30 protein-coding genes and 1 pseudogene are annotated in these 25,967 nt (G+C 41.5%); all 31 read left to right on the forward strand.

Annotated features, from left to right (window positions below; genetic code table 11):
- The first annotated feature begins 249 nt into the window (after positions 1-249).
- The 31 genes and pseudogenes from ACN6OV_RS08050 (at position 250) to ACN6OV_RS08200 (ending at position 25,693) form a co-directional block, all read left to right on the forward strand.
- On the forward strand, positions 250-687 hold the full coding sequence (locus ACN6OV_RS08050; RefSeq protein ID WP_427951730.1) for a hypothetical protein: 438 nt from the start codon (positions 250-252) through the stop codon (positions 685-687).
- Positions 647-1,288 (forward strand): putative metallopeptidase, encoded by a 642-nt coding sequence (locus tag ACN6OV_RS08055; RefSeq protein WP_427951733.1) that lies wholly within the window; start codon positions 647-649, stop codon positions 1,286-1,288. The genes ACN6OV_RS08050 and ACN6OV_RS08055 overlap by 41 nt, the downstream gene beginning before the upstream one ends.
- A 58-nt stretch (positions 1,289-1,346) precedes the next feature.
- Entirely contained in the window at positions 1,347-1,868 is a 522-nt protein-coding gene (locus tag ACN6OV_RS08060; RefSeq protein ID WP_224466650.1) for a DUF2280 domain-containing protein, read from the forward strand.
- Positions 1,828-3,114, forward strand: a complete 1,287-nt coding sequence (locus ACN6OV_RS08065) for a terminase large subunit domain-containing protein (RefSeq protein WP_427951737.1) — start codon at positions 1,828-1,830, stop codon at positions 3,112-3,114. The genes ACN6OV_RS08060 and ACN6OV_RS08065 overlap by 41 nt, the downstream gene beginning before the upstream one ends.
- Before the next feature lies 1 nt (position 3,115).
- The gene (locus tag ACN6OV_RS08070; protein WP_427951740.1) at positions 3,116-4,552 is read left to right on the forward strand and encodes a DUF4055 domain-containing protein; all 1,437 of its coding nucleotides are present in this window, start codon (positions 3,116-3,118) and stop codon (positions 4,550-4,552) included.
- Positions 4,553-4,554: 2 nt separating this feature from the next.
- Entirely contained in the window at positions 4,555-5,679 is a 1,125-nt protein-coding gene (locus tag ACN6OV_RS08075; RefSeq protein ID WP_427951743.1) for a minor capsid protein, read from the forward strand.
- On the forward strand, positions 5,676-5,948 hold the full coding sequence (locus tag ACN6OV_RS08080) for a hypothetical protein (RefSeq protein ID WP_161417562.1): 273 nt from the start codon (positions 5,676-5,678) through the stop codon (positions 5,946-5,948). The genes ACN6OV_RS08075 and ACN6OV_RS08080 overlap by 4 nt, the downstream gene beginning before the upstream one ends.
- Positions 5,949-6,053: 105 nt before the next feature.
- Positions 6,054-6,815: a DUF6651 domain-containing protein gene (locus ACN6OV_RS08085; RefSeq protein ID WP_427951747.1), complete on the forward strand. Its 762-nt coding sequence runs from the start codon at positions 6,054-6,056 to the stop codon at positions 6,813-6,815.
- A gap of 23 nt (positions 6,816-6,838) precedes the next feature.
- Positions 6,839-7,978: a P22 coat - protein 5 family protein gene (locus ACN6OV_RS08090; RefSeq protein WP_427951750.1), complete on the forward strand. Its 1,140-nt coding sequence runs from the start codon at positions 6,839-6,841 to the stop codon at positions 7,976-7,978.
- A gap of 48 nt (positions 7,979-8,026) precedes the next feature.
- Positions 8,027-8,572, forward strand: a complete 546-nt coding sequence (locus ACN6OV_RS08095) for a HeH/LEM domain-containing protein (protein ID WP_427951753.1) — start codon at positions 8,027-8,029, stop codon at positions 8,570-8,572.
- 4 nt (positions 8,573-8,576) lie between these two features.
- Positions 8,577-8,951 carry a hypothetical protein gene (locus ACN6OV_RS08100; protein WP_427951756.1) on the forward strand — a complete coding sequence of 125 codons (375 nt, stop codon included), beginning with the start codon at positions 8,577-8,579 and terminating at the stop codon, positions 8,949-8,951.
- A complete protein-coding gene (locus ACN6OV_RS08105) occupies positions 8,948-9,364 on the forward strand; it encodes a hypothetical protein (RefSeq protein ID WP_427951759.1) in 417 nt (138 codons plus the stop codon). Before ACN6OV_RS08100 ends, ACN6OV_RS08105 begins: the two co-directional genes overlap by 4 nt.
- Entirely contained in the window at positions 9,321-9,692 is a 372-nt protein-coding gene (locus ACN6OV_RS08110) for a glutamate 5-kinase (RefSeq protein WP_427951762.1), read from the forward strand. The genes ACN6OV_RS08105 and ACN6OV_RS08110 overlap by 44 nt, the downstream gene beginning before the upstream one ends.
- Positions 9,693-9,721: 29 nt before the next feature.
- Positions 9,722-10,429 carry a hypothetical protein gene (locus ACN6OV_RS08115; RefSeq protein WP_270429063.1) on the forward strand — a complete coding sequence of 236 codons (708 nt, stop codon included), beginning with the start codon at positions 9,722-9,724 and terminating at the stop codon, positions 10,427-10,429.
- 40 nt (positions 10,430-10,469) lie between these two features.
- Positions 10,470-10,727 carry a hypothetical protein gene (locus tag ACN6OV_RS08120; protein WP_195728834.1) on the forward strand — a complete coding sequence of 86 codons (258 nt, stop codon included), beginning with the start codon at positions 10,470-10,472 and terminating at the stop codon, positions 10,725-10,727.
- Positions 10,728-10,729: 2 nt separating this feature from the next.
- Positions 10,730-11,104 (forward strand): hypothetical protein, encoded by a 375-nt coding sequence (locus ACN6OV_RS08125; RefSeq protein ID WP_270429061.1) that lies wholly within the window; start codon positions 10,730-10,732, stop codon positions 11,102-11,104.
- Complete coding sequence (locus tag ACN6OV_RS08130) at positions 11,101-11,535, forward strand: phage tail terminator-like protein (RefSeq protein ID WP_427951766.1); 435 nt, start codon at positions 11,101-11,103, stop codon at positions 11,533-11,535. Before ACN6OV_RS08125 ends, ACN6OV_RS08130 begins: the two co-directional genes overlap by 4 nt.
- Before the next feature lie 65 nt (positions 11,536-11,600).
- Positions 11,601-12,536, forward strand: coding sequence for a phage tail tube protein (locus ACN6OV_RS08135; protein ID WP_427951768.1), 936 nt, complete (start codon positions 11,601-11,603; stop codon positions 12,534-12,536).
- Between the two features lie 39 nt (positions 12,537-12,575).
- Complete coding sequence (locus tag ACN6OV_RS08140; protein ID WP_427951770.1) at positions 12,576-13,046, forward strand: hypothetical protein; 471 nt, start codon at positions 12,576-12,578, stop codon at positions 13,044-13,046.
- Between the two features lie 465 nt (positions 13,047-13,511).
- Positions 13,512-13,811, forward strand: coding sequence for a DUF4258 domain-containing protein (locus ACN6OV_RS08145; RefSeq protein ID WP_427951771.1), 300 nt, complete (start codon positions 13,512-13,514; stop codon positions 13,809-13,811).
- 8 nt (positions 13,812-13,819) lie between these two features.
- A complete protein-coding gene (locus ACN6OV_RS08150; RefSeq protein ID WP_427951772.1) occupies positions 13,820-14,278 on the forward strand; it encodes a helix-turn-helix domain-containing protein in 459 nt (152 codons plus the stop codon).
- A gap of 91 nt (positions 14,279-14,369) precedes the next feature.
- Positions 14,370-14,567: a YodC family protein gene (locus tag ACN6OV_RS08155; protein ID WP_427951774.1), complete on the forward strand. Its 198-nt coding sequence runs from the start codon at positions 14,370-14,372 to the stop codon at positions 14,565-14,567.
- A gap of 88 nt (positions 14,568-14,655) precedes the next feature.
- Positions 14,656-15,090 (forward strand): annotated as a pseudogene (locus tag ACN6OV_RS08160) (Sbal_3080 family lipoprotein); the annotation flags it as partial.
- 233 nt (positions 15,091-15,323) lie between these two features.
- Entirely contained in the window at positions 15,324-15,851 is a 528-nt protein-coding gene (locus ACN6OV_RS08165) for a hypothetical protein (protein WP_427951777.1), read from the forward strand.
- Positions 15,852-15,909: 58 nt separating this feature from the next.
- Positions 15,910-19,473, forward strand: coding sequence for a tape measure protein (locus ACN6OV_RS08170; protein ID WP_427951780.1), 3,564 nt, complete (start codon positions 15,910-15,912; stop codon positions 19,471-19,473).
- Positions 19,474-19,498: 25 nt separating this feature from the next.
- Positions 19,499-20,710, forward strand: coding sequence for a hypothetical protein (locus ACN6OV_RS08175; protein ID WP_427951783.1), 1,212 nt, complete (start codon positions 19,499-19,501; stop codon positions 20,708-20,710).
- The gene (locus ACN6OV_RS08180; protein ID WP_427951785.1) at positions 20,707-21,624 is read left to right on the forward strand and encodes a phage BR0599 family protein; all 918 of its coding nucleotides are present in this window, start codon (positions 20,707-20,709) and stop codon (positions 21,622-21,624) included. The genes ACN6OV_RS08175 and ACN6OV_RS08180 overlap by 4 nt, the downstream gene beginning before the upstream one ends.
- A gap of 12 nt (positions 21,625-21,636) precedes the next feature.
- Positions 21,637-21,882 (forward strand): hypothetical protein, encoded by a 246-nt coding sequence (locus tag ACN6OV_RS08185; RefSeq protein ID WP_279733120.1) that lies wholly within the window; start codon positions 21,637-21,639, stop codon positions 21,880-21,882.
- Between the two features lie 8 nt (positions 21,883-21,890).
- A complete protein-coding gene (locus tag ACN6OV_RS08190; RefSeq protein ID WP_291390800.1) occupies positions 21,891-22,070 on the forward strand; it encodes a hypothetical protein in 180 nt (59 codons plus the stop codon).
- Positions 22,054-24,822: a hypothetical protein gene (locus ACN6OV_RS08195; protein WP_427951790.1), complete on the forward strand. Its 2,769-nt coding sequence runs from the start codon at positions 22,054-22,056 to the stop codon at positions 24,820-24,822. The genes ACN6OV_RS08190 and ACN6OV_RS08195 overlap by 17 nt, the downstream gene beginning before the upstream one ends.
- Positions 24,815-25,693 (forward strand): hypothetical protein, encoded by an 879-nt coding sequence (locus ACN6OV_RS08200; protein ID WP_427951793.1) that lies wholly within the window; start codon positions 24,815-24,817, stop codon positions 25,691-25,693. Before ACN6OV_RS08195 ends, ACN6OV_RS08200 begins: the two co-directional genes overlap by 8 nt.
- The last annotated feature ends 274 nt before the right edge of the window (positions 25,694-25,967 follow it).

Below are 25,967 nucleotides of genomic sequence, written 5' to 3' on the forward strand. Positions count from 1 at the left end.
TCATGTATAATTTCTTACATATCTATCACTGTAAATTGTGAGAAATGTATTCTTTTAGTGTTGAAAATATTTCTAGTCGTGAGAGTATAAAAAAAGAACAATAAAGGGAGATAAGTATGATTTCACAAGATGTGCTTGTAATCTCGGTTTCGGCTCTTGTCCTTACATTAATTATTTATGAGTTTGGGCAGATGTCGATGTTGTTTTAAACTAAACCACCTTCGGGTGGTTTTTTAATGGGCGCAAAATATGAACGCAGACGACTACTTCTGGAAAACCAAAAAGCGCCCACCTAAAACCAAACCACGCTCTAAACCTTTACCAAAGGCAAAAGAAAAATACCTAGAAGCTGAAGAAGCCCTATTCCAAGAATTAGAAGAACACCTGATTGGCTCTGAGCGCAAATTTCAATTTGAATCCACTAAAAACTGGCGATTTGATTTTTATATTGTGAAGTTACGACTTCTGATTGAAATAGCGGGTAGTCCTTGGGCTGTCGGGCGTGGTGGAAGAAAGATAGCGAATGCATTTAATAAATATGATTTGGCTGAAGATATGGGTTACAAGATTCAACGTTTTGAGCCACATGCAATTGAGTCGGGTAGTGTGATTCGTTGGATTAAGTCGCAGTTAGAGAGAATAGAAGATGGAACAAATCAGACCATTCCCACCGACAGATCTCATTGATCAGGCTGAGGAAGAAGAAGCAATTCGCCTTGCGCCCGCCGTGGACTTAAAAGAATGGGTGATTAAAAACTATTTGACCATTGGTGGCCAGCTCCATAATCCAGATCATGACCATATCTCAGAGCTACTGCACGATGATGAAACCTTTTTAGCCTTTGCTTGGGCATCATCTGCATGCCAGTCAAAAAAGCGCATGGTACTAGGGCAATGTGAAAAAGTAATATTTAACCAAGGTGGATGGAAGAAAGCCCGGCAAGAACAGCAGATGCGGGATTGGTTTGGTTGTGTACCTGTTTATCTAATCACTATAGATGCCTCATTCTGTGAGCAAGCTTCAGATCATGACTTCTGTGCCTTGATCGAGCATGAGCTTTACCACATTGGCGTAGAGCGTGACCAAGACGACGAAATCATGTACAGCGACAATACAGGCTTACCTAAGCATTACTTAGCAGGTCATGACGTTGAAGAGTTCTACGGTGTGGTCAAGCGTTGGGGTGCAAGTGAGGGTGTTAAGCGATTAGCCGAAATCACAAAGAATGCGCCGTTTGTATCTGATTTTAATGTATCTGCGTGTTGTGGGAACTGTGTGATCAATTGAGCCTTAGTGCTCTTTTTTTTGCCTATTTACCCTTACGTAGTCTTACAAAGGGGTGTTTATGGCAACACTAAGAGAGCCTGTAAAAATCTTTATAGTTCAGTCTCTTGCTTGCTTTGAAACACCTCAACAAGTAGTGGATGCTGTAAGGGAAGAATTTGGCATTGAAATTGAGCGTCAGCAGGTCGCTTCATACGATCCAACAAAAGCAACCTGCAGGGGAATGAGTAAGAAATTGAAGGATCTTTTCACTCGAACTAGAAAAGATTTTAAATCCAATATTTACGACATTCCTTTGGCGAATAAAGCAGTACGCCTAAATGAACTCCAGAAGATGTATGAGGACTGGAACAAGAATAAGAAAATGAAGCAGAACATCATTAAGCAGATTAAGGATGAAATGCATGGCTATGAACTTCAATTGCTAGATGCACAGCTTAAGCAGCTTGAGATAGATAAAATCAAAAATGGGGATGGTGAGGGGGCTGACGATCCAACTCCAGTCAAAGTGACCATACAGGTCGTAGATGCGAGTAAATCAAATGCCGAACATCAATCCGACCCTGAATGTACCTCAGGCTAATTTCTTACAGCTGGAGAATAAGTTTCGTGCGTTTGTTGCAGGTTTTGGATCAGGAAAAACTTGGGTAGGCTGCTCAAGTCTTTGTGACAAGTCTTGGGAATTTCCTAAGGTGCCCTTAGGTTACTTTGCGCCAACCTATCCGCAGATCCGTGACATCTTTTTTCCGACCATTGATGAAGTGGCATTTGACTGGGGTTTGAAGACCAAGATTTATGAATCAAATAAAGAAGTCGATATTTACTACGGTCGTCAGTATCGAAGCACAATTATCTGTCGATCCATGGAAAAGCCCCAAACAATTGTAGGTTTTAAGATTGGCCATGCGTTAATTGATGAACTGGATGTAATGCCTACGGTTAAAGCTCAACAAGCTTGGCGAAAGATCATTGCTCGTATGCGTGTGAAACATCCTGGTCTAATCAATGGCATTGATGTTGCAACTACACCAGAGGGATTTAAGTTTACGCATCAGCAGTTCGTAAAAGAGGCGAATTCAACCCCTGCAAAGCGTGCACTGTATGGAATGATTCAAGCTTCAACTTATGATAATGAAGCCAATTTGCCAGATGATTATATTTCATCGCTATATGAATCCTATCCACCACAATTAATTTCAGCATATTTACGTGGGCAATTCGTCAACTTAACCAGTGGAGCGGTATATCCAGATTTTGATCGAAAACTAAACCATACCGATGAAGAAATTAAACCAGGCGAACCTTTGATCATCGGGATGGACTTTAACGTCCTGAAGATGGCAGCTGTGGTCTATGTCATCCGTGAAGGCAGACCTTTGGCTTTAGACGAGATGGTTGGGGTAAGAGATACACCTACGATGGCTACCTTGCTTAATGAGCGATTCCCGTTACATGACATGACTGTAATACCAGATGCTGCAGGTCAGGCTAAGTCATCAAAAAATAGCAGCGAATCAGATCATCAGATTTTGCGAGATAAGGGATTTATGGTGGAGGTTAGTGGAACTAACCCGGCGATTAAAGATCGAATTAATTCAGTTAATGCTTTGATTTTGAATGGTGAGGGTGAGCGTACGTTGTTAGTAAATACCAACAAATGCCCACGGTTGACCGAAACATTAGAGCAGCAGGTTTATGACGATTTTGGTATGCCAGATAAAAAATCAGGACTTGACCACGTTGGTGATGCGGGTGGTTATCTATTGGCTAAGCGCTTCCCGATTATAAAACCGGTCACTCGTATCGACCTACCAATGTTTGGATTCTAATATGAGCATTACAGCAACACATGCTGACTATGATAAGCACATTAAGACTTGGAATAAGCTGGATGATGCTTGTGGTGGTCAGGAAGTAATTAAAGAAAAACGTGAAGTATATTTGCCACTACCCACACTTTTCAAATCCCCTAAAGATTTAGATGGTAAGGGGAGATATGAAGAATATCTGCTCCGTGCAATCTTCCCGGGTGTAACAAGTCGAACGCTTGCCAGTCATATCGGATTGGCATTTGGGAAAACACCTGTATTCAATCGTCCACGTACGCTTGAATATTTAGAACGCAATGCAGATGGCGCTGGACGCTCAATTTGGCAATGCGCACAGCGTGCGACACGACTGGTAAATAAAAACTATCGCTGTGGGGTTTACGTTGACTATCCCGCAGTGGCACCTAGTAAGAACAAGGAAGAGGAAAAGAGCAAAGGGGCTTTTCCGATGATTCATATTTTGAAAGCTGGATCAATTATTGATTGGGATTACATCATTGTCGGCAATCAAAAGAAGCTGAGCTTTGTGAAGATTCTGGAAACAGTGAAAGTACGCAACGGCTTTGCTGTTGAGTCAAATGACCAGTACCGTATTTTGTTGTTGGAAGAAACTGCTAATGGTCATGTATATACCATACAGATTCACTCAAAGGATGATAAAGGGCAGTGGATAGAAGGTGAGAAGTTCACTCCAACTGACTACCATGGTAAGCCATGGGACTACATCCCTTTCACGTTTTGTGGCGCCGTGGACAATTCAGATGAGATTGGCACAGCTCCACTGTATGAATTGGCTTCGATGGAGCTTTCATACTATGCCAGTACTGCAGATGTGGAAGAGTCTGCATTCATTGTTGGGCAACCAACACTATGCTTTCCGAGCATTACCCAAGAGCAGTATGCCATGGTGAAAGAGTCAGGTGCCTCGGTCGGCAGTCGCTCAGGGATCCCAACAGATGCAAAGATGGTCCAAGCTGAAAAGAATGGTTTGGCCTATGAGCGTATGAATGACAAATGGAACCAAATGAAAGAGCTGGGTGCACGCTTGATCGAGGTTGGTTCCGCCAATAAGACTGCTACACAGGCAGACAATGATAGTTCGGTGCAACATTCTGTTTTGTCGTTGGTCGTGGCCAACGTGTCTGAAGCATTCACCATAGCATTACGTTGGTGTGCAAAGTTTGTTATCCCAGAGCATGATTTAAAGGTTGATGAGCTAAGTTTCACAATTGCTCAGGATTTTAATAAACCTAAATACGATGCCACACGCTCTAAACTCATTTACGAAGCTTGTTTAGCTGGTGAGCTGCCGATGTATGTTTGGTACCACTATGAGCAGACTGGTACATTCCCTGAAGATAAATGGGAGGACATCGTAAAGAAAATTGAAAAGCGGGATGATGGTGGAATGAATAATCCACCAAATGATGAGGAATAAAGATGGATAAATCAGCGCAGAAAGCCCTTATTGATGCGCTGAGCCAACATCAAGCGTATCTGTATCGTGCATCATCTCAAAGCGTAAACGAGCTGACAGCTCAATTTAATAAGCTTTCCAAGGTTCAATTACTTAGATTAAGTGAATTACTTGAAGATTTGACAGATTCTGAGCGTAAAGCATTACAGAGTATTAATTTTTCGAGTAGAGCTAAAGCTAGTCGGAACATTGAGGAAATTAAAGCTATTCTGAATGAGTGGTTCAAATCAATTGATCAGGACCTAAGTTCAGAGTTTGAAAAGTCTGCAGTATCACTCGCAGTTTATGAGGCCTCTTATACATCAAATCTGATTGCTGGTAGCACTGCAGTTATATCTGGTGAGAAAATTTATAAGACCATTAAGAAAATGCCGTATTCGGGCGGTCAGTTGGTTGATTACTTATTTTCTGACATTGCTGCATCACTGCGAAAGAAAGTGGAATATGTCATCCGTGATGGTATTTCGCAAGGTCAAACCAATCAGCAGATTATTCAGCGAATTAAGGGTAAAAAATCACTTGATTATAAGGATGGAATTCTAAGTAAGACTGAGTCTGAAATTGAACGTCAGGTGCGCACTGCACGAAGCCATATCAGTAATGCGACTTACATCGACACATACAAGGCTCTAGGGTACGAGCATGTGAAAGTGGTAGCTACTCTGGATGGACGCACGTGCAAGTACTGCGCTTCAATTGATGGAGATGTCTATCCAATTGACGATCCGACGCGTCCACGGTTCCCTGTGCATCCAAATAACCGCACAACCTACGTACCATGCAATAAAGATGGTGAAATTGCAGGGTTGAGACCATTTGTGATGGATGAACGCAAGGTTAAGGACATTCCCAAGGATGAGCGCAAACACTTAATTGGGCAGTTGGATGCAAATACATCGTTCAAAGAGTTCTTCGAGCAGTCGGATGAGTTCTTTCAGCGCACTTGGTTGGGTAAATCGAAGTACGAGCTTTATAAGAAAGGTGAGTACAGCATTGATAAGTTTGCAGATACGCTGAATAAGCGGGGTTATACGCTGGCAGAGCTTAAGGTGGTAGATGCCAAAACTTTTGAGGAGTTAGGGTTTTGAAGAAAGAGCCAAAGAAAACAGGATTGAAGCGCACAGTTTGGTTGTTTGAGCGTGAAATTCTAGAAATGCGTGAAAAAACCAATCTCAAGGATCACCACAAGGTTCTCAAGTTCAATTGCTTCTCAATGAAATATGAGATCAAGCCAAAATTTGATAATGGTCGAGCAGATGCAATTTTAATGCGTGATACTGCAAATCATTGGTTAAAGATATGGTTTGTAGCATTTGCTGCATGTACAGCAGATCACAACAAATTTAAAGCCAAATAACCAAATTCAAATTAAGCACCTATTGAGGTGCTTTTTTTATACCTGCTGAAAGCGGATGCGGACAGCGTAACGAGCGGATGCTCACTAAAAAGGGTCGGATGACTTATGAAATTGAAATTAGACGAAAATGGTCATGTAGTGGTTCAGGATGGTAAGCCTGTTTATGTTCATGATGATGGTAAAGAAGTAGCTTTTGATGCGCCGCAGACAGTGGCAACAATCACACGTTTGAATGGTGAGGCGAAAACCCATCGTGAAGCCAAAGAACAATTTGAAGCACAAGTTAAAGCCTTTGAGGGACTTGATCCCGTCAAGGTGAAAGAGGCACTTGGAATTGTTCAGAACTTGGACGCTAAAAAGCTTGTGGATGCAGGCGAGGTAGACAAGGTTAAGGCTGAAATTACCGATGCACTTAAAAAGACCTACGAACCTCAAATTCAGCAATTAACTACTGAGCGTGATGCTGTGCAACAGCAATTACATAGTGAGTTGATTGGTGGTGGCTTCGCTCGCTCTAAGTACATTCAAGACAACATTGCTGTACCTGTGGACATGGTCCAAGCCCAATTTGGGAAAAGCTTCAAAATCGAAGAAGGCAAGGTAGTGGCATACGGCACGGATGGTCAAAAAATCTATTCACGTTCTCGCCCTGGTGAAGCCGCTGACTTTGACGAGGCTTTGGAGTCTTTAGTTGGTGGATACCCACATAAAGATTCAATTCTAAAAGGTGGCCAAGGTTCAGGTGGTGGTTTTCAAGGTAATGGCGGTCAGGGCGGGGCTAAGACGATGTCGCGTGATCAATTTACAAATCTAAAACCTATCGAGCAGTCTTCATTTATGCGTGAAGGCGGCAAAGTTACTGATTAATTTTTAAAAGGAAATAATAGCGAATGGCTAACACTCTTACAGGTTTAATTCCTGATATCTACGAAGCGCTAGATCAAGTCTCACGTGAGTTAACAGGTTACATTCCTGCGGTCTCGCGTGACTCGGGTATTGAGCGTGCAGCAGTAGGGCAAAATGTTCGCGTGCCAGTGACCACTGAAGTTACAGCACAGGACACAATCCCTAGCGCAAACGCTCTAAATACTGGTGATACCAACGTAGACCATGTAGATGCACAAATCACTAAATCCCGTCACGTTCCTGTGCGCTGGAATGGTGAAGAAACTAAAGGCCTCTCTAATGCTGGCACGTTCAGCACAATTCAGGCTGATCGCTTCTATCAGGCTATGCGTACATTGGTGAATGAAATTGAAGCAGATGTACATGTAGAAGCTTATAAAAATGCCTCACGCGCATTTGGTACAGGTGGTACCACACCATTTGGTACAGCGGCAGATTTATCTGACTTTTCAGGCGTATTGCGAATTCTTGAAGAAAATGGTGCACCTCGTACTGATCTTCAGTTGGTCCTTGGTCATGCTGCAATTGGTAATTTACGTGGTAAGCAGTCTGGTTTATTTAAGGTAAATGAAGCTGGTTCAGCAGACATGCTTCGTAACGGTATGACTGATCGTGTGATGAATATGGCGATTCGTCACTCACATGCATCAGGTTTGCATGTGAATGGCACTGGTGCTGACTATCTTGTCAACGGTGCAGTAGGCGCAAAATCTACAACCATTGCTGTTGATGGTGGTGCAGGAACAATTCTAGCTGGTGATATTGTTACTTTTGCGGGCGATGGCAACAAATATGTGTCAGGTGGATTGGCAGGTACAAGTCTTGCCCTGAATAAATCAGGTTTATTAATCCCAGCTGCTGATAACACAGCCATTACCCGAGGCAATGCTTACACAGCCAATGTGGCATTTGCTCGTTCAGCAATTGCATTAGCAACTCGTGCACCAGCACTACCAGAAGGTGGTGACTCTGCTGATGATGTAATTCAAGTGGTTGATCCATTAACTGGCCTAGCGTTTGAAATCGCCGTGTATCGCCAGTTCATGCAGGTTGTTTACCATGTGCGTCTAGCTTGGGGCGTAAAGGCAATTAAGCAAGATCATATTGCCTTGCTGTTGGGTTAATAAAACTTAGATTGAGCGCTATACGCGCTCTTTCTTTTGGAGAGCTACATGACACAAGTAAAAACTGTAAAAATTAAAGATGGTGATGATTTTCGAGTCATTAATGAATCCGATTTCAAACATGGCCAACATGAATTATATGAAGGTGAAAAGCTTTCAACTGATTCTGTGGTAGTGAGTTTGGAGGTGGGTATTACGCCTGAACTGCAAGCCACTATTGATCAAACAAAAGCTAAATGTGAAAAAGTTGTTGCTGAAAATGATGACCTGAAACATCAACTGGAAACGTTAAAGGCTGGGCTGATTCAGGTTGAACCTGCTGATTTGACTGGCTTGGTTACAGTAGAGCAATTTGATGCGGTCGCGCTTGATTTAACCAACACAAAAGAGCAGTTGGCCACAGCACAAGGTGAGCTGATTTCTTTCAAAAACGATGTTGGCGCAATGCAAGCCCGTATCGCTGAACTTCAATCAGTGGATTATTCAAAACTTAAAGTGGATGAGCTAAAAGATGTTCTGAAATTGAAAGGAATTGAATTCTCATCTGATGCCAAAAAGGATGATTTGCTGGCTCTCTTAATTCCAAAGGAATAATGCTATGAGTTTTATTACTGTTGAAGAAGCTGAATCTATCCTTGGGGCAGACTTTGCCGATGATAGTGATAAAGCTCGTTTGATTAAACTAGCAAACACATGGATGAAGAATGAAGTTGGTTTTGTTCCCGATCCGATTGACCCACTGTTAAGAGACGCTGCCTGCGAGATTATTAAGGGTATTCAGGCTGGCGTGATTTATTCAGGTATTGCACGCCAAACCACAAGTGAAAGCGTAAAGGCTGATACGGTACAAGTGACTGAAAGCTTTGCCGAGGGTAGCGTTGAAGTAACTGAGTTCGAGCAGATTGCGAGGGCCTTTATTGGCTCACTTGGCTTGAAGTCTAAAGGTTTTACGTTTGAGGTGTTTCGGGCATGATTAATACAGACTATGTTCCTGAGTGGTATATCACACCTTTTGAGCATTCGAAGTACACACTTGCTCGCAATCAATTGCATATGGATCTTCTGTTTGATGATATGGATGACTCAGATGAATTTCTTTCAATGGGATGTTCTGCGCAGGTAGATTATTACGATGGTGGAAAACATTGCATTGTTCAACTTGGGGAAACTCAAGATAAATCACTGATCACTATTCATGGCCTGTTGCTGCATGAAGCTGTACATATTTGGCAGCGCACAAAACATCTGATGGGTGAAAAAGAACCTAGTATTGAATTTGAAGCTTACTCAATACAGCGTATAGCTCAAGACTTATTTGATATGTATAAGGCAAGCGAAAGCGATGATCAAAAACAAAATCCAATCCAAAGTAGCAAAAGCCTTTGATAAGAAGCTGGCTGATGCAGTTGATAGCTTCACCTGCACTAAAGAAATCCAGTCGGGTGACTTTGATTTTGAAACACAGACTTATCCAACCGTTACCGTTGAAGCGTACAGCGGTCGTGGTGTTTTGTTTGGCTCTTATTTGAAAGATATGGTTAAGCCTACTGATTACCAAGTCACAGATTCAAAGGCCACAGTGTTGCAAAATGAAGTGACTCAAGTACCACAGATTGGCGATGTGTGGACCACATCAAAAGGGCGTTTCAAAGCGGTGAATATTGGCGCAGATCCAACCAGTAGTATTTGGGTTTGCCAGTTGCGGAAAGTTTAGTAATATCCCTCTGAGATAATGGGGGATTTATGGCGAAAAAAACTTTAGAAGAAAAGATAAAACTAGTTTGTTGGTGGGCATTAGGTTTAACAATTCTGTATTTTCTAATTGGCGCATGGTTGATTAGTGATGGTCCTAAATTTGATCCAACTAAAACATATAACTTACTTAAAGATACATTAACCCTTACAGCCGCTTTTCTTGCTCCTGTGGCGGCCTTTGTACTTTTTAGTGATTGGAGAGAGCAGCATATAGAAAAACTTCTCGAACAGGAAAGCTCTGAGATCTACGCATCATATATCGACATATTAGATACTTGGCAGCATTATAGATTTGAAGTTGAAGATGATGAGGTTTTTACCCAAAGCACAATCGAATCTAGGGAAGCAAAGCATTTTGGCTTAATGGATCGAGTTGAAAAAGCAATCCAAATAACTGAGCAACTTCAAAGTAGAGATATTAAAGCTAAAGAGTTCACTGAATTAGCCTTAAATTGTTTCAAAGAAATTAGAAATTTAATATTTGAACTAAATATATTGGGCTCATTTAAAGAAAAACAATTTAATCCGCAAAAGTACAATTTTGAATACACAGATGAATCGAACAGCGAATTTTCTTCCCGAATGGAATTAAATTTTGAAGGGATGCAGGAGCAAATGATGACAAATTTTAGTAGGGTTTATGGAAACAAGAGTAAGTTGTTTGCTTTTAGCTCAAACCTTAAAATACAAAACTAAAAATAGCCCACCTCGGTGGGTTTTTTAATGGGTGAAATTTATGATTTACATTGATGATTCAAAGCTAATTCAGCGCGCAGTTGATTCTAATCAGGCATTTCATGTTGATGTTCGCGCTACCAACATTAAATCGGTGTTTTTGAATGGTGAACAGATTCGAGATGCCTTTTATGTGGATTTGGAAAAAGGTTTCTTAATTCGAATCAAGACCGATATTGAATGTCGTCCAGTTATGATTAGTGGTGAACTGGCGCATGAAATTCTATTTGGTGATGTGACTGTTGAATATCGAGAATAGCTATGGCCTGGAAAAACAAACCGACTAATTTTGCGCTTGAAGTGGTGAAGAATGCAGACGACCATCTCAAAAAGATTGTAGGTGAAACACTTCAGCAGGTAATCACTCGATCTCCTGTAATGGATGGTGAATACAGAGCATCCCATAAAGTCACGCTTGATTCACCAGATAACACTTATGAAAAAAGCATTGATGCATCAGGTGCTAACACAATCGCAGAAGGTTTAAAGGTTGCAGCTACGGCTAAGATTGGCGGTTTGGTCTATGTTCAATCGAATAGTCCATACGGGGATAAGTTAGAAAATGGGCATAGTATGCAAGCACCACATGGTGTCTATGCTTTAACATTTCAGTATGTGTGCGAGAAATACAAATGATGACAAATACTCAAGCTTTACGAGCCATACTTGCGCGTGTTGGTTCTTTTACTGGGATGCTTAAAGGGCATATTCAACTGGCAAATAATCCTTTACACGAAGGCAAGCCGTTTGAGCCACCTGAAAAAGAAATATGGTCCAAAATAACAGTAAGTAATGCAGGAAAGTTTATTACTGGGATGAGCGACAAGCCTTGTACTCGGACTACAGGTATTATTTTTATTCAGTTATTTGCACCGTTAAATACAGGCACTGATGCATTGTCTCAATTAGCGGATAAGTGGGCTGAACACATGGAGTTCTATAAAACTGACCAACTAGAACTACGTGAAGCCAATATCATTGATGTAGGTCATTCGAGTGCGATTGGTGACCCGTCTAGTATGAGTTACTACCAGTACAACGTGAATGTGTCATATATCGTGAACTAAACCCAAATTCTTATTTTGCCGTCCTTCTAGGGCGGTTTTTTATTGCCTAAACTCAGGAGACAGCTATGTCAAAAGGCACTGATGTGGTGATCCACATTGCGAAAGAAGAAACACCCAATACGTTGCCTGCAGTGCCTGAATGGCACACGTTGCGCCGTAACTCTGATTCATTAAAGAAGACAGTGTCTTTGACCCAATCTGATGAGATTGTAGACTCTCGCTTTGAGCAAGGCTCAGTTGCTACTTCTGCAGAAGCGGTTGGCAATATTGAGTACGAGTTATCTGCACTCAGTCAAGACATGTTCTTTGAAGGTGTGGCAGGTAACATGTTTGTTGATTCAGGCACACCATCAGTATCAACCCTTGAAATTGGTGGCGATACCTTACCAACCTATACGATTGTGAAGCACGACAAGAAAGTTGGTTTTATTCAAGTGTTCTCAGGTTGTCGAATTGGTGAACTGACCATTCAGGGTGATACCGAAGGCAAAATTACAGGTAGCGCTTCAATCAATGCAACAGGCTATAGCAACCCTGTTGCTAGTCCTGTTACTTCGCCATTGCCAGCAACCACCACACCATTCATGTCATCTATAAATGTGAACGAATTCAAGATCAGTGGTGTAAGTACTGTTGGTACAGCATGTGCTGAATCATTCACAATCACGATTAATAACAACCTGACTGCTAAACCATGTTTGGGCAATGGTAGCCTGATCCCAAACCGCTATACCGAAGGTAATGTGAGTATCACACTAAATGTGACACTGGCCTTAACCACAACTTCAAAAGCGTGGATTCCTTATGTTGAGTCGCGCCAAAACATGACTGCTGAAATTGGTTTGGAAGATTCTATAGGTAATGCTTATGGGTTCAATTTCACCAAGTTGGAATTGGATAATGATGGCCTGTCCGATACCAATAAAAATGATGACCATACGCTAGCTATGGAATTTCGTCAGGTAAAAGAAGCACCGACAATTACACGCACAACTGCATAACAGTGGCCCTGAAAGGGGCTTTATTTATAGGATAAGAAAATGGCTTTAAAAGCAGAAATTCAAAAGAGTAAAAATGTCTCACTATGGAAAGAATATAAGGATGTTGAGGGTAATGTGCTGGCGGAATTTAAAATTCGTGGTGAAGCATATAAACCTTACCGGGTAGCTCTTGAACGTGCACAAAATCAAGTCGCATCAAAAGGGTATGTTGTTTCAACTGCAGGTGCTGAAGATAAGCTCTATCACGAACTTTTACTCGAGGCAGCAGCATGTCATTTGATTGAAGATTGGAAGGGAGTGGTTTTCTCTGAAAACGGGAAAGAGGTTGAACAGCCCTATACCCCAGAGAATGCTACCAAGCTATTCGATATGGGCGATATTGGTGTGGCTGTATGGGTTTTCGTGAAAGCTCATGCTGAGAAGATCCAGTTAGATGCTGACCAAAATAAAGCAGATACACTGGGAAAGTCACAGAGCTCTACCGATGGCAGACAGGAGACGGTGGATTAACTGACTTTCAAAAGAAGCTGCGGGACAAGCTTGGGCGTAAGCTAGATGATGCACCTGAGTTTAGTTATATAGCTCATGCAATCTTGACAGCATTTAATGTGATTGCCCGTGGCCGTTCTTACCATCCTGTAGCTATGCCGCTAGATGGTAGCCATATCAATGCTTATCTTGAGTTGTATGAAGCGCCGTGTGAGCTGCACATTTTTGTTGAGTGTATATTTGCGTTGGATAATTTGTTTTTGGATGGGGTGAGGAAGCTATCAAGCCCAATTAAATAGCTCAAAGAGCGAGAGCGGATTATGTTGTGCGACAATAATTAACGCACAAGAAAGGGTGTAAGGCTTGACAATGAGTGATAACTCGTTATTGACAGTGATGTCATTAGTGCGTTATATTTTACACATACCGCTAATTATTAGCGGTTCTGCGTGAATCATTCAACCTAATAAATAAAAGTGTCTGTATATGTGTTTAACCGAAATTGAGGCTAAGCGTAAGCTTAGAGAGATTGCTAAGGACACTAGAAAGATCAAACTAACAACACATGTTAGGGAGAGAATGAAGGAGCGCGGTATCTCACTTAAACAGATTATATGCTGTTTTGAGCACGGAGATATTACGGAGGGTCCATTCACAACCACTCGCGGAGATTACCAACTGAATGTGTCGGTTCGTACGGCTGGCGAGTTTGTCACAACTGTAGTTGTGATTAAGGTTTGCGAAAGTGGGGACTTTTCCATTGTTGTTACTACATTTAAAGAATAGGCACAGTTATGTATCACTATGAAGAGTGTGGTTTAAGCAATGTTTGGCTTGTTGATGGTTTTGAAATCGAAACTGATGAAGAATATGGTGATCTGGTATCCATTGCATCAGTGAACGAGCTTCATAAAACAATCGGCCTATATTTGATTAATGAAAAACCAGAACTTAATGGTGAAGAGATTCGCTTCTTGCGCAAAGAGTTGAATCTTTCGCAGAAAAATTTGGCAGGCATCTTAAGTGTAAACGAGTCAACAGTCCGCAATTGGGAAAGTGATCGGGTTGTAATTGGGAAGCCAGCTGAACTAGTATTGAGAGCCCTATACAAAGAGCAAGCCCACGGAGGCGGTGCCCTTATAGAGATGATCGAAAAGCTCAATCATCAAGAGCGCATCTTTGAAACCAATAATATGAATTTTTCATACTCTCGGAATCATTCATGGAAGCATAGAGAATGTGAAGCAAGATAAAAGAAACCACCCTCGGGTGGTTTTTTAATGGTTGAAAAAACAGCTGTTTGAGGTATAAAAGATACTCATAATTAAAGTAATGAGGGATAAAATGAGTGATTTGAAAGTTGGTGATGTTGTGTATCTTAAGTCTGGCGGACCTGCGATGACAATTAATGGCAAGGCTGGCATGGGGTCAGAATGGTCTTGCGCATGGTTTGTTGATAGTGAGAATAAAAAGGCAGACTTTAAGCCCGAAGCTTTGACTACGGAAAATCCAAATCCGAGCAAGAAGCCATCAGCTGGCTAATCAAAGCACCTTCGGGTGCTTTTCTAATAACTAAGTAGACTTTCTTTAAGTTAATGAGTATTTTATCTCCATAATTTAAGGAAATAGAATGGAAAAGATAATAAGTTTAAGCATACTTGCTTTAGTGTTGACTGGCTGTACATCAATTCAAGTGAACAATACATCTGGGTTTAATCCAAGTTCAATACGCGAAGTATGTATTATTCATAATCCAAAGGTGATTATTAAAGATTTTGATGGAGTTATTGAGAGAAGTTTTTCTAGACATAACATTAAGGCTAAAACTTATAAGGAAAGTGCGAATCTTAGCTCATGTCAGACAATGTTAAATTATACTGCTTTACGTTCATGGGATATTGTGCCGTATATGGTATCAGCTCAATTTAACCTTATTCAAAATGGGCGACAAGTTTCTGAGTCTTCATTTAAGTTAAAAGGAAATGGTGGGTTAGCTCTCAATAAATGGCGCAGCACTGAAACCAAGGTAAATGAATTAGTAGATGAATTATTGGGTAAAAAGCCAGGTGGGAATAATGTAATTTCTCCTGCTTTGAGCGAAGAGAAGCCTTTGATTTTAACTGCGCCACCACTTGAACAACTAAATAAAAGTTCTGATCGGTAATTTGATGATCTTGACGGTGTAACTTATAAAGCTGGTTTACGCTATAACTTCTAAAGAATGACCGCCCAAAGTGGCGGTTTCTTTTTGTGCGGGAAATTAGTATCTTGTTCTAAATTAAAAATTTGGAGCGGGGTGTGAAGAAGATTGCAATGCTTAGCATTATGTTTAGTTTGGCTGGGTGTCAAGATGTGGAGAGTAAAACCAAAGATATAGCCCTCGCTTCATTAAAGGACCCAGATTCAGCTAAATTTCAAAACATTAAAGGTGTTTGCGGTGAAGTAAATGCAAAAAATGGGTTTGGCGGGTATTCAGGGTTTAAAAGGTTTTATTTAGACAATAATCAGCCCGTATTCCAAGATAATGATAATTCTGACGAGTTCAAGTATGGTTGGTTATCACATTGTGAAGTTGAAAGTAAGCTCACCGATAATCAAAAAACGTCTTGTGGTGCACTTGCCAACTATGCAGATTCAATAGTTACACATAAGAATAAATTATCAAAAGAAATGGCTGTTGGTTTAGTAAGAGAATTACCTGAATCAAACTTGTACTTATACGTGATTAATGATGTGTATAGCCACAAGGTGCAATTAAAACCAGATGATTATGCATTAACAGTTTTAAAAAAATGTCTGAGTGGCAATTTAAGTGCCCAAGATTAACCAATGTTTTTACAAAACCGCCTAAAAGGCGGTTTTTTATTGCCAGCAGGAAAGTGAAATGACCACGCAAACAAGTCGTTTAGTAATTGAAATTGATTCACATAATGCTGAAAGAAATACGCGTGCTGTAGCAAATGAATTGGAAAACCTAACTGTGAAAGGTGACAAAGCTGATGCACAGATGACCGAAATGTCGGGCTCAATTAAAACACTTGTTGGCTTCATGGGTGGGTTGCTGACAATTAACAAAGCGATTGCTATGGCGGATGGCTATACACAAATGGCAGCCCGTATCCGTAACGCTACTACAAGCGCAGAAGAATATGACTTGGTGCAAAACCGCGTGCTAGCGACTGCTAATACAACTTATCGCGCATTGAGTGAAGCTCAAGAAGTATATTTAAGTTTGTCTGGTGGAATGAGATCTTTAGGGAAAACCACTACACAAACTTTGGATTTGGTTGATTCTCTTTCATTCAGCTTTACACATAATGCAACACGTACAGATCAAGCGCAGTCAGCAATGGATTCTTTATCCAAATCTATGGCTAAAGGAAAAATTGATGCTGATGCATGGATTTCTATTGTTACTGGTGCAGACAATGTTATTGCGGATATGGCTAAAACCACAGGTAAGACTGAAGCTGAGATTCGAAAATTAGGTGCGGAAGGTAAAGCCTCTCTAGAAGACTTGATCCAGACTTTGATTGCTACTCGTGAGCAAAATGAAAAGCTGGCCAATAACATGGAAAACAGTCTAGCTGATGGTTTTACAACCTTGTCCAACGCCGTGACTGTATACCTAGGTAAGGCAAACGAATCAACCAGTGCTACAGGTATTATGGCTGGCGCTTTAGGTGAGTTGGCTAAAAATCTAGAGTTAGTGGCAAATGTTGCGATGTTGGGCGGTGTTGCATATCTCACAAAACGGATAGCTGAACAGACAGTGGCTATACGCGGAAGTATTGCCGCATCAACCGCAAAAAAAGTGGCTCTAGAAACAGAAGTTGCCAGTCAGCTTAAATTGCTCGCAGTTGAAGTTCAGCGCAGCCGTCAGACCGCTGCACAAACACTTACTGAGATTAACCTTGCTCGAGCTGAACTTAATTCTGCGACTACACGTGATGCGCGCGCAGCAGCTACAATGCGATTAACTCAAGCAGAAGTCGCGCACAATATTGCTCTCAAACAATCTGCAGCTGCTGTAGCAACACAAGTAACAGCAGAAGCAAATCTTGCTGCAACACGCACAGCTGGGGCGAGAGCATTAGCTCTAGTAGGTGGCCCGATTGGTGCGATTACAATTGGTGTAACAGCCTTGGCTGCGGGCTATATGCTTCTAAGCGATAATTCAGAAAAGTCTACTAAGTCTTTACGTGATAACAATGAGGCTGTTGGTGACGCAATTGTCAAGTATCGTGAACTAAATGGTATTCAGCGTGACGCGCAGATGGCTGCGGAGCGTCAAAAACTAGATGATCTTAATGAAGCATACCGAAAGGCATCAGCTGAACTAATGGTGTATGCCAGCAATATGAGCAGTTTGGGTGAGGTTGTAACCGAATCTCAGGTTGAGTTGTCAAAATTATTTGCTGAATACAAAAAAACTGGTGATTTGAACGCATTTAACACCGCTGTTCAAAACTCAAGCAAGGTTTCACAAGATGCAAAAGATAAGACAGCAAATTTTGCAAAGGCTGTATTTGAAGCTGGCGCTGCTTCAAAAACTCAAAAGGAATTCATTGCGCAATTGTCGGGAGAGTTAAATGGTACTGCGAATGCTGGGAACAGTGCAGCAGCGGGCGTTCGCAATCTGGCTTCCGCTTTGACTGAAATAAACACCAAATTAAGCGCTGATGTGTTTTCAGCAAAACTTCAAAATGCGTTTGAGAAGCAAGGTAAGTCAGCGCAGTCTGCTTCGCGCTGGACTGAGGTTTACAACGAGAACGCAAAGAAAGGCTTTAAGGGTGTAACTATTGAGCAAAAGAAAATGCTTGATCAGCTGGATGCTGTTGATAAGCAGCGTGATGCTCGCCAGAAAGCAGCTCAAGCTTCAGCGAGTGCGTTAACAAAAGCATCAAAGGCAGCGCTAACGCAGCAGAAGAAGGAAGCAAAAGAGCTTGAGCGCGACACGAGGCAGGCATTGGAGGATGCCAAGAGTCTGATCTATGACTACACCAGCGAGTTCACCCGAATTGAAACCGACTTAAAAAATGAAATTGAGAAAATCAATAATTCATCATTAAAGTCAGGTTCAAAAACAAAGATGATTGCTGATGCAACAGAAATTTCTGAAGCAAGAAAAAAACTTTATGCAGCAGAACTTGATTTCGAACTCAACGAGTACAACCTGTCTGAATCCGAAAAACTTAGCGCTCAGACAAATATCAAAAAACTTCGTATTGACTCCACAAAAGGACTACTGGCCAATGAACGCAAGTTAAAAAAGGACTCCACTGAAAAGGAGAGTGCTCACGAACTTGGCTTAATCCAACTTGCCAAAGAGCAGCGTATTTTCCAGATGCAACAGGGACTAATGCATGCAAATGCAGAATCTGAAAAGTATTGGGAACTCGAGCGTATTCGCATAACTCGTAGTGTTCAAGATCTGGATGAACGTAATCGTCAGTTAGCAATTGCCAATGCATTACAAGCTGAAGAAAAACAGACCAACCTAAATACTGCAGTTCAGCAATGGGGAAGCATTAATGCTGAACTGACAGGCACTACAGATCAATTTAATCTTGAGAAAGAAAGATTTGATCGACTAGATGCGTCACAAGCACTGTTTGATGCTGAGTTGGCGATGGCTGGTGAAAACTATGCATTAAAGGAGCAGGCGTATCAGGCTCATGTCGACAGAATGAGTGCAATTGAAGATTCTTACCAAGTTTCAGCGATGCAGCTTCAGCTTTCTTATGGTGAGAGTATTACAGGCTCAATGGCTGATATGTTTAAGTCGATGGGGGGTGAGCAGTCGAAAGGTTATCGCGTTATGTATGCGATATCTCGTGGATTTGCAGCTTCGCAAGCGGCTGTATCTTTGGTGACAAATATTGCTAAAGCCTCAGAAATTGGTTTCCCTCAAAACATTCCAATGATTGCTGGTGCTATTGGTCAGGGAGCAATGATCGTATCAATGCTAAGTGGCTTGAAGGAACCGCAAGGCTATGCGACTGGTGGTCTGTTTACAGGCGATGGTCATGTACGTGGGGCGGGAACCAGTACGAGTGATTCCATCAATGCTAAGCTTTCTGACTACGAGTTTGTTACCAAAGCATCTTCTGTTAAAAAGATTGGTATTGAAAATATGGAGTACATGAACCGTACTGGTGAGCTACCATTACAGCGAGCTTATGGCGGGCTTGTCACCCCACAAGACACATATCGCGTCGGTATGGGAACCCTGGAAGCAATTAATCGAAATTCTGATGTGCAAGCTGAGAAGCAGGCTCAGGCGAGTGCAAAGGTGAGTAGTGGTAATTCACCAAACGTCAATCTAAATCCAAACTTTGTGATTGTGGATGAGCGTGAAAGCCTAGGGGATTATTTGTTTAGTTCTGATGGTACAAAAGCATTTGTAAAATTCTTTAAACGTAATAAAGCAGCCTTAGGTGTTTAACCTGAGGCTTTTTTATGAGGACAAAATGAAAATACAAACCCAATATGGTGAGGTGCATGTATTAACAAATTGCCCTCTATTAAATTCAACTGAGCGATTGGAATTCAAAACTGAAGTTCATGAGGCTTATGACAGTAGTGAAGACCGCTACATCCAGCGCGATGCACCAAGACAAGTCCTCAGTTTCAATTACGCGAATATGCAGAAAGCGATGGGCGACATCTTCCATATGCTGTATGCCAACTTGCGTAATCTATGGGGTATTCCATTGCCCCAGTTCAGGCAATTGATTCCAGATATGGTGGACAGTGATTTTATTATCATGGACACGAAAGCACATTCCGCCGACCTCAGAGTCGGCTTTGCTTTAATTGAATCAACAGTGGGCTTTCAGGTTGTTGATATTACTGCAGTCGGCCGATACATCATTACTCAGGAAGAAATTCGAGATCCTGAAACGGATGAGATTCTTCAAGCCTTAGAAACTGAATATCAGGACGGGTTTCGATTAGCTGAAAATATAACGGTATCAAATGCTTCAATCATGCCGCTGCGGATCTGCATCATCGATGGTGATGCATCAATCAGCACGGGCGGTTTTTGGTCAAATTCATCCATGGTGTTCCGCGTACTGGCCGAGGATTCACCTGAGCATAGTGGTGATGCACCAGAGCAGTATCAAGGTGATGATATTTACTTCCAACCGTTGCTTTTGGATGGCGATTCGTTAGAAATGACATTAACGCAGCACCAAAACATTGTGGATGCTGATGTGGGAGGTTTTCAACAATTCACCCATTGGAAGAAACCACGCTATTTAAAACCGTTTAAGTCGGTGCTGAAGGGTTGGGATCAATATAGTGAATACCGCAGATTCTTATTTCGACGCATGGGGCGTTATCAAGCCTTTTGGATGCCTTTGTATGAGAAGCATCTCAATATCTTAAACACGGCAAATATCACCACGTCACTGAGTACCAATACCAAGTACTTACTTGAAGCAGACCGTAAACATATTGCGGTAAAGCGTAAAAATGGAACGTGGACCGCGCATGAGATTACAGCCAAAACGGGCGGTTCTTTAACGGTGTCACCTGCAATCAATGCACACAGAAACGACATCCAAACCATTTGCTATTTGGGTTTACACCGTTTTGATGCAGATCAAATCGAATTTCAGTTTTTAGGCGCACAGATTACACAAGTGACAGTGCCTATTGTGGAACTATCATCATGAGAAACAGAGCCGAGTTATTTCAACTCATGCATGGGGATATGGTTTGGAACTTTACCAGTGCACGTAAAGCTGTGGTTCATAACAGTATTGAATATTTACCAGTTCACGGCTTAAAACGTACTGCCATTGAAGATGAAAGTATTGATAAATGCGATACCGAAGTGACTTTTCCGCAGATGCATTTATTCAATGCTGAGGGTGAAGATTTGGCCGCCATCTTTGCAGGCAAGATCTTCTATGGTGGTGTGACCATTACCATACTTGAACTTTACCAGGGTGAAACACTGGTCCTGCATAAAGGCCGTGTGACGCAGCCAAAATATGATGAAGATGCGGATACTGTGACCTTGGTATGTGAAACCGGAGAATCGTATTTAAACCGCAATATTTTGACACGCAAGTTTCAGTATTCTTGCCCAAACTCAATCTATGACCGCTGGTGCGGGCTAAAGTTTGAAGACTGGTCATTTGAGGTTGCAGTGACTGCGGTCGATGGCTTAAAGATTTCTTTCGATGTGGTGCCTACTCAGGTTTTGGATGAACATGGCAATCCAATGTTTGAGCAGGTCCCAGTATTGGATGAAGAAGGAAATCCTGTTTTAGATGAACAGGGCAACCCCACTTTTGAAAATGGAGACCCGATCATGGAAACTAAGACTTACCCGGATCAATGGCTGAATTTGGGTTTGATGCTGAAAGGTGGAGTACATACCTTAATCACGACCAGCAGCGCGAATAGCTTTACGCTGTATCGTCAACATGTGGGTTTAGCTGTGGGTGATGTTTTTTCTGTTGTGCCTGGGTGCGACCAATCTAAAAAAATGTGTGATGAAAAGTTTAACAATTGGGCGCGTTATGCTGGGCATCAATTCATCCCGAACAGCAACCCAATTTTTACCCAATTGATTAAATAAGCGAGGTATCGAATGGTAATTGCACCCTGGGTGATTTACGCCATGCTTGCGCTGATGGTCGTCACAGCCGCTTACAGCTATTACGCCATGCGCAAAGCCCAAAAGAAAAACCAGCAAACCGCCAATCAGCTTGATGGAACGATTGCAGATGAAGGTGTGTCCTTTTCAGATGTTGCAGGCAGTCCACATATGTATGGAAACATCACCCATATTTGGGGACACGCAACAACGGATATCAAACAGAAAGGTGGCAAGTGAGAATTTACATGTCCGATATACGTAAAGCAGGAATGTGTGCTCGCGGATCGCGGGCATTTTTTTTATCTCAAGGTTGGGACTGGTCAACCTTTCTTGAAAATGGCATCGATATCGAAATTGTTGAACAAGCACATGATGCCATGGCGCAGCAAGTTGTGGAGTATGTAAAAAATGGGCGGAAGCAGTAAGCAAACAATTGGTCAAAGATACTTCGCCAAACTTACGACATTTATTGGTAATCCCATTGAAAAATTGATTGGGATTAACTTTGATAACCGTGGTTGGATTTTTAAACCCGATAATGATGAAAGCTTTCTGCGTGTCGAAAGCCCAAACTTATACGGGGATAAAGAGGGCGGTGTTGCAGGGTTTATTGATATTCATACGGGTACTGCAGATCAATTACCTAACACCACTTATAGCGCTGACTTTGCAAAGGTGTCAGGTTATCCCTTTCAGTCTTATTTGTTGTTCCGTGGTCTTGGAAAAAAGCCGGCAACAAGCGGAGGGATAGGCCAATTTACACAAGGTTCGCCTAAGCACTACAACGGCTCGTTTTATCATGGTAACTCAGGCTACATGAAAGAAATGTTACTTTGGCCACAGCGTATCCATGTTCGCAATGATGGTAGACCGCAGTGGTATGACGAAAGGGCAGAAATCCTTCCTCCGCCTGAAGCCGATGCGCCTGAGTATGACTTTGATCAACTCAGTTGGGAAATGACAGGAAAAGATGGTGCTGACGGGATGAGTGCGATTCCAGTGGGGGATTTTGGTACCACAAGTTTCATTATTCAATCAGACAATATTCCTGCAAATAAGATCTTTGATATTACTCTTGCGATTACTGCATCGACTGAATCACGTGACGTTGTGGGTGGGGAGCAGGTTGGGAGATATACCTGGATTAAAAAAGGGGGAGTTTATGGGGCTGCGAGTGGTTACAACCGCTATATGATTCAAATTAGTGAACCACCTGCTACATATTATTTTAACCATGGCATTTCTCAACAAAACTACGATGATGCTGAACGATCTGCGGTAATAAAAATTCAAGTCAAGAATGGCGCAACAGTAACCTGTATTTGCGATCCAGTTGACAATGTGATGGCTAAGGGAGCAACGCGCGGCTACCACCAATACATGCGTTTTAGCGCATCAAGTGCCGTTAGCCGTGATCTTAATCCTATACATAAAATACGTGAAATTTTGACCGATGATACGGCAATGAATAAGCCTGAATCAGATGTAAATGATGCGAATTTCAAGAAAGCCGCGGATTTACTTCATCAAGAAAAATTGGGGATATCTTGGTCTGTAACAGAGAAGTCATGTCTTGAAGCCATCAATGAACTTTGTGGCCATATCGAAGCGGGTGTGCGAATGAACCGTCAAACTGGTTTATATGAGATGGTTCTATTTCGTGATGATTGGTTTGCAGAGAATGAAGTTCAAACACTACATGTCAACAAAATTAAGAGTATGCAGTTGGATGGAGCAACATCTACAGATGAACTGATTAATAAGTTGAACGTGAGTTATTACAATCAAAGTGCGATTAAAAACTCTTCATTTTCAATTGCCGAGAATGCTGCAATTCGGAACTTAAATGGTCATGAAAATTCTGATGACGTGAAGTTTCCTTATTTCATGCATCAGCGTAATGCAGCTATTGTAAGTCAGTGGAAGCTGAAGCAAGTATCTACTCCAGTTTGGCAAGGAACTTTCACAACTGGGTTTTATCAGGCACGAAAGTGGAATCGATATGACCTACTCAAACTGGAATGGCCAAGACGTTGGAGCGGTACCATTTTAGTTCGGATCATGAAAATCAATTTAGGTACCGGTACAGATGTATCGATTGATTTTGTAGAGGTCGTGCCTTATTCAAGTAATCTTTCTTCAAGCATTGTGATTGATACGCCTGTAGACACCACACCAAAACCTCCACTGCCTGCATTGTTTAAGGCGTTTGAGTTGTCCTATTTAGAAGCAGTGCAACTCAATGGGCAGAAAGCTGTGGACGAGGCGCTAGCTTATAACCCCGATGCGGGCTATGCGGCGGTGATTGCCCAGCGCCCACAAAGTAATTCATTAAATGCTCTGATGTATACAGATATTGGCAATGATTATGAGCGAGCAGGTGCGATTGTATATAGCGAAACAGCTGAGCTAGATCAGAGTCTTTCAAAAATGGATCATGCATTTATTGTAAAAAAGGCTGGTGATATCGACATGGTTAGCATAGGTACACAAATTACTGTAAATAACGAAATCATGGTCTATCAATCCTATGATGAAGAGACAGGTTTACTCACGGTAAAACGTGGGGCGTTAGATACAGTTCCTCAAAATCATCTGGCTGGGAGCATTTTGTACTTTGCAGATGATTTTGTCACGGTAGATCCAACAGAATACGTCACTGGTGAGATCATCAATGTAAAAGCACTGACGACTACGCCGAGTGGAATTCTGGACCTTGATGATACTGAAGCGCAGCAAGTTGAAATACAAGCACGTGCTATTCGTCCTTATCCACCTGCGAATGTAAAAATTAATGGTGAATATTGGCCTGAAGAAATTGAAACAGATCTTGTTTTAACCTGGATCGATCGTAATCGTTTGCAACAAACAGGTGGGGGTATTTTGGGATGGTATGAAGGAGGTATAGCAATTGAACCTGATACACAGACACATTTAATTTTAAGTCAGTTAGATGAAAATGATATTGAACTAGCAACCACGAATGCCAATGTGACGGGTACCACCAGTTACACCATGCCTATTTCCTCCATGCAAGTAGATGCAAGATCAATTAAGGCTGTCCTTAAAACAATTCGCGATGGATATGAATGTCTGAATCCATTCGATTGCACCATTAAATTAAGCCAATTCTTCTCAGCACCTTATGATTTAACAGTTGAGTTTAAAAATGACTAATCGTTTAGAGCTAAATTGGAAAATAGATGGTTTTGTTGATGAGCAACGTTATTATTGCTCTGAAGAACCAATTGATATAGAGAACCCTCCAATTGCCAAAGCAGTTTTGAATGGCGAAATTCGGTCTTACACAGATACGCTGATTGATGCAGGCAAGGTCTATTATGTACGAATTGGTTCTTATAGAAATGGATCGGAGAAATTTAGTGATGAGATTGTTGTAAATACATCCGTTGATCTTCCGAGAAATATTGCACTTGTAACCAACAATCTTACAACTTCGTATCTTAAGTCTGTAAAAAGCATGTTCGAATCTTGGGGGCATACAGCAACCATAATTGCAGAATCATCATTAACTATTAATGATGCTAGAAATTACGACTTATTGGTTGGTATAAGAACAAATGAAAATGCATCAAATGTTATTTTAAGTGCATTTAATGAAGGTATACCTATTTTATGCTCAAACTATGCAGGTACAGCTGTCAATACAACAACTTGGCCAATAAAGTTAAGGTTATTGGGGCAGATGGCGACAAGCAACTCATCTGATAATAATATGTATCGGTTTGAAGATTATGCAAATATTTTTTCAAAAGCAGGAATTCTATTACCAGACGGATCACCTCCATACATAACCCCTAATTATTCTACTTATTCAATAGGAGCTATGGCTAGTGGAGCTCATGTTTTAGCGCATAGAACTCTGGAATCAGGAAACCCGTCGATAGTTATTGCGGAAAAAGGAGGATTGAATATAGATAATCAGCCTTTTCCTTCAAAAATTGCTTATGTAGGAATCTTATTTACGGGTTTAACAGAGAATTCTAAAAATACGATCAAGGAGATGGTGAAATGGCTTACTCGGTAAATACTGTGGAAACCTAGTTATGCATAACCCCTAAAGAGTCATTGTTTAGCACAGTAATTAGTCAAGTATCAAATAGAATCTCAAGCCTTATGCGCAAGTAATTCTAAGTAAATCCAACGCACCCAATAGGGTGCTTTTTTATTGCCAAAAATTAGGGGAAATAAATGGAACCAGTGTCCACAAGTGGTTTTGCTGCGTTTTTAAAGTTCTACGGTGCAGCGATTATGGTCACTTTAGCGATAGCACTTGTTGCAACGGTTGTCATCATGATGCG

The organism is Acinetobacter sp., from assembly GCF_050285345.1.
Lineage (GTDB): Bacteria > Pseudomonadota > Gammaproteobacteria > Pseudomonadales > Moraxellaceae > Acinetobacter.

Bases quoted from the DNA above. Each gene is read 5' to 3' on its own strand.
- ACN6OV_RS08190 (WP_291390800.1), top strand. From the start codon at position 21,891: ATGTCCGATATACGTAAAGCAGGAATGTGTGCTCGCGGATCGCGGGCA.
- ACN6OV_RS08110 (WP_427951762.1), top strand. From the start codon at position 9,321: ATGATCAAAAACAAAATCCAATCCAAAGTAGCAAAAGCCTTTGATAAG.
- ACN6OV_RS08115 (WP_270429063.1), top strand. From the start codon at position 9,722: ATGGCGAAAAAAACTTTAGAAGAAAAGATAAAACTAGTTTGTTGGTGG.
- ACN6OV_RS08145 (WP_427951771.1), top strand. From the start codon at position 13,512: ATGTGTTTAACCGAAATTGAGGCTAAGCGTAAGCTTAGAGAGATTGCT.
- ACN6OV_RS08120 (WP_195728834.1), top strand. From the start codon at position 10,470: ATGATTTACATTGATGATTCAAAGCTAATTCAGCGCGCAGTTGATTCT.
- ACN6OV_RS08090 (WP_427951750.1), top strand. From the start codon at position 6,839: ATGGCTAACACTCTTACAGGTTTAATTCCTGATATCTACGAAGCGCTA.
- ACN6OV_RS08185 (WP_279733120.1), top strand. From the start codon at position 21,637: ATGGTAATTGCACCCTGGGTGATTTACGCCATGCTTGCGCTGATGGTC.
- ACN6OV_RS08055 (WP_427951733.1), top strand. From the start codon at position 647: ATGGAACAAATCAGACCATTCCCACCGACAGATCTCATTGATCAGGCT.
- ACN6OV_RS08085 (WP_427951747.1), top strand. From the start codon at position 6,054: ATGAAATTGAAATTAGACGAAAATGGTCATGTAGTGGTTCAGGATGGT.
- ACN6OV_RS08135 (WP_427951768.1), top strand. From the start codon at position 11,601: ATGTCAAAAGGCACTGATGTGGTGATCCACATTGCGAAAGAAGAAACA.
- ACN6OV_RS08150 (WP_427951772.1), top strand. From the start codon at position 13,820: ATGTATCACTATGAAGAGTGTGGTTTAAGCAATGTTTGGCTTGTTGAT.
- ACN6OV_RS08195 (WP_427951790.1), top strand. From the start codon at position 22,054: ATGGGCGGAAGCAGTAAGCAAACAATTGGTCAAAGATACTTCGCCAAA.
- ACN6OV_RS08060 (WP_224466650.1), top strand. From the start codon at position 1,347: ATGGCAACACTAAGAGAGCCTGTAAAAATCTTTATAGTTCAGTCTCTT.
- ACN6OV_RS08075 (WP_427951743.1), top strand. From the start codon at position 4,555: ATGGATAAATCAGCGCAGAAAGCCCTTATTGATGCGCTGAGCCAACAT.
- ACN6OV_RS08170 (WP_427951780.1), top strand. From the start codon at position 15,910: ATGACCACGCAAACAAGTCGTTTAGTAATTGAAATTGATTCACATAAT.
- ACN6OV_RS08105 (WP_427951759.1), top strand. From the start codon at position 8,948: ATGATTAATACAGACTATGTTCCTGAGTGGTATATCACACCTTTTGAG.
- ACN6OV_RS08100 (WP_427951756.1), top strand. From the start codon at position 8,577: ATGAGTTTTATTACTGTTGAAGAAGCTGAATCTATCCTTGGGGCAGAC.
- ACN6OV_RS08155 (WP_427951774.1), top strand. From the start codon at position 14,370: ATGAGTGATTTGAAAGTTGGTGATGTTGTGTATCTTAAGTCTGGCGGA.
- ACN6OV_RS08200 (WP_427951793.1), top strand. From the start codon at position 24,815: ATGACTAATCGTTTAGAGCTAAATTGGAAAATAGATGGTTTTGTTGAT.
- ACN6OV_RS08175 (WP_427951783.1), top strand. From the start codon at position 19,499: ATGAAAATACAAACCCAATATGGTGAGGTGCATGTATTAACAAATTGC.
- ACN6OV_RS08095 (WP_427951753.1), top strand. From the start codon at position 8,027: ATGACACAAGTAAAAACTGTAAAAATTAAAGATGGTGATGATTTTCGA.
- ACN6OV_RS08070 (WP_427951740.1), top strand. From the start codon at position 3,116: ATGAGCATTACAGCAACACATGCTGACTATGATAAGCACATTAAGACT.
- ACN6OV_RS08050 (WP_427951730.1), top strand. From the start codon at position 250: ATGAACGCAGACGACTACTTCTGGAAAACCAAAAAGCGCCCACCTAAA.
- ACN6OV_RS08065 (WP_427951737.1), top strand. From the start codon at position 1,828: ATGCCGAACATCAATCCGACCCTGAATGTACCTCAGGCTAATTTCTTA.
- ACN6OV_RS08125 (WP_270429061.1), top strand. From the start codon at position 10,730: ATGGCCTGGAAAAACAAACCGACTAATTTTGCGCTTGAAGTGGTGAAG.
- ACN6OV_RS08130 (WP_427951766.1), top strand. From the start codon at position 11,101: ATGATGACAAATACTCAAGCTTTACGAGCCATACTTGCGCGTGTTGGT.
- ACN6OV_RS08140 (WP_427951770.1), top strand. From the start codon at position 12,576: ATGGCTTTAAAAGCAGAAATTCAAAAGAGTAAAAATGTCTCACTATGG.
- ACN6OV_RS08180 (WP_427951785.1), top strand. From the start codon at position 20,707: ATGAGAAACAGAGCCGAGTTATTTCAACTCATGCATGGGGATATGGTT.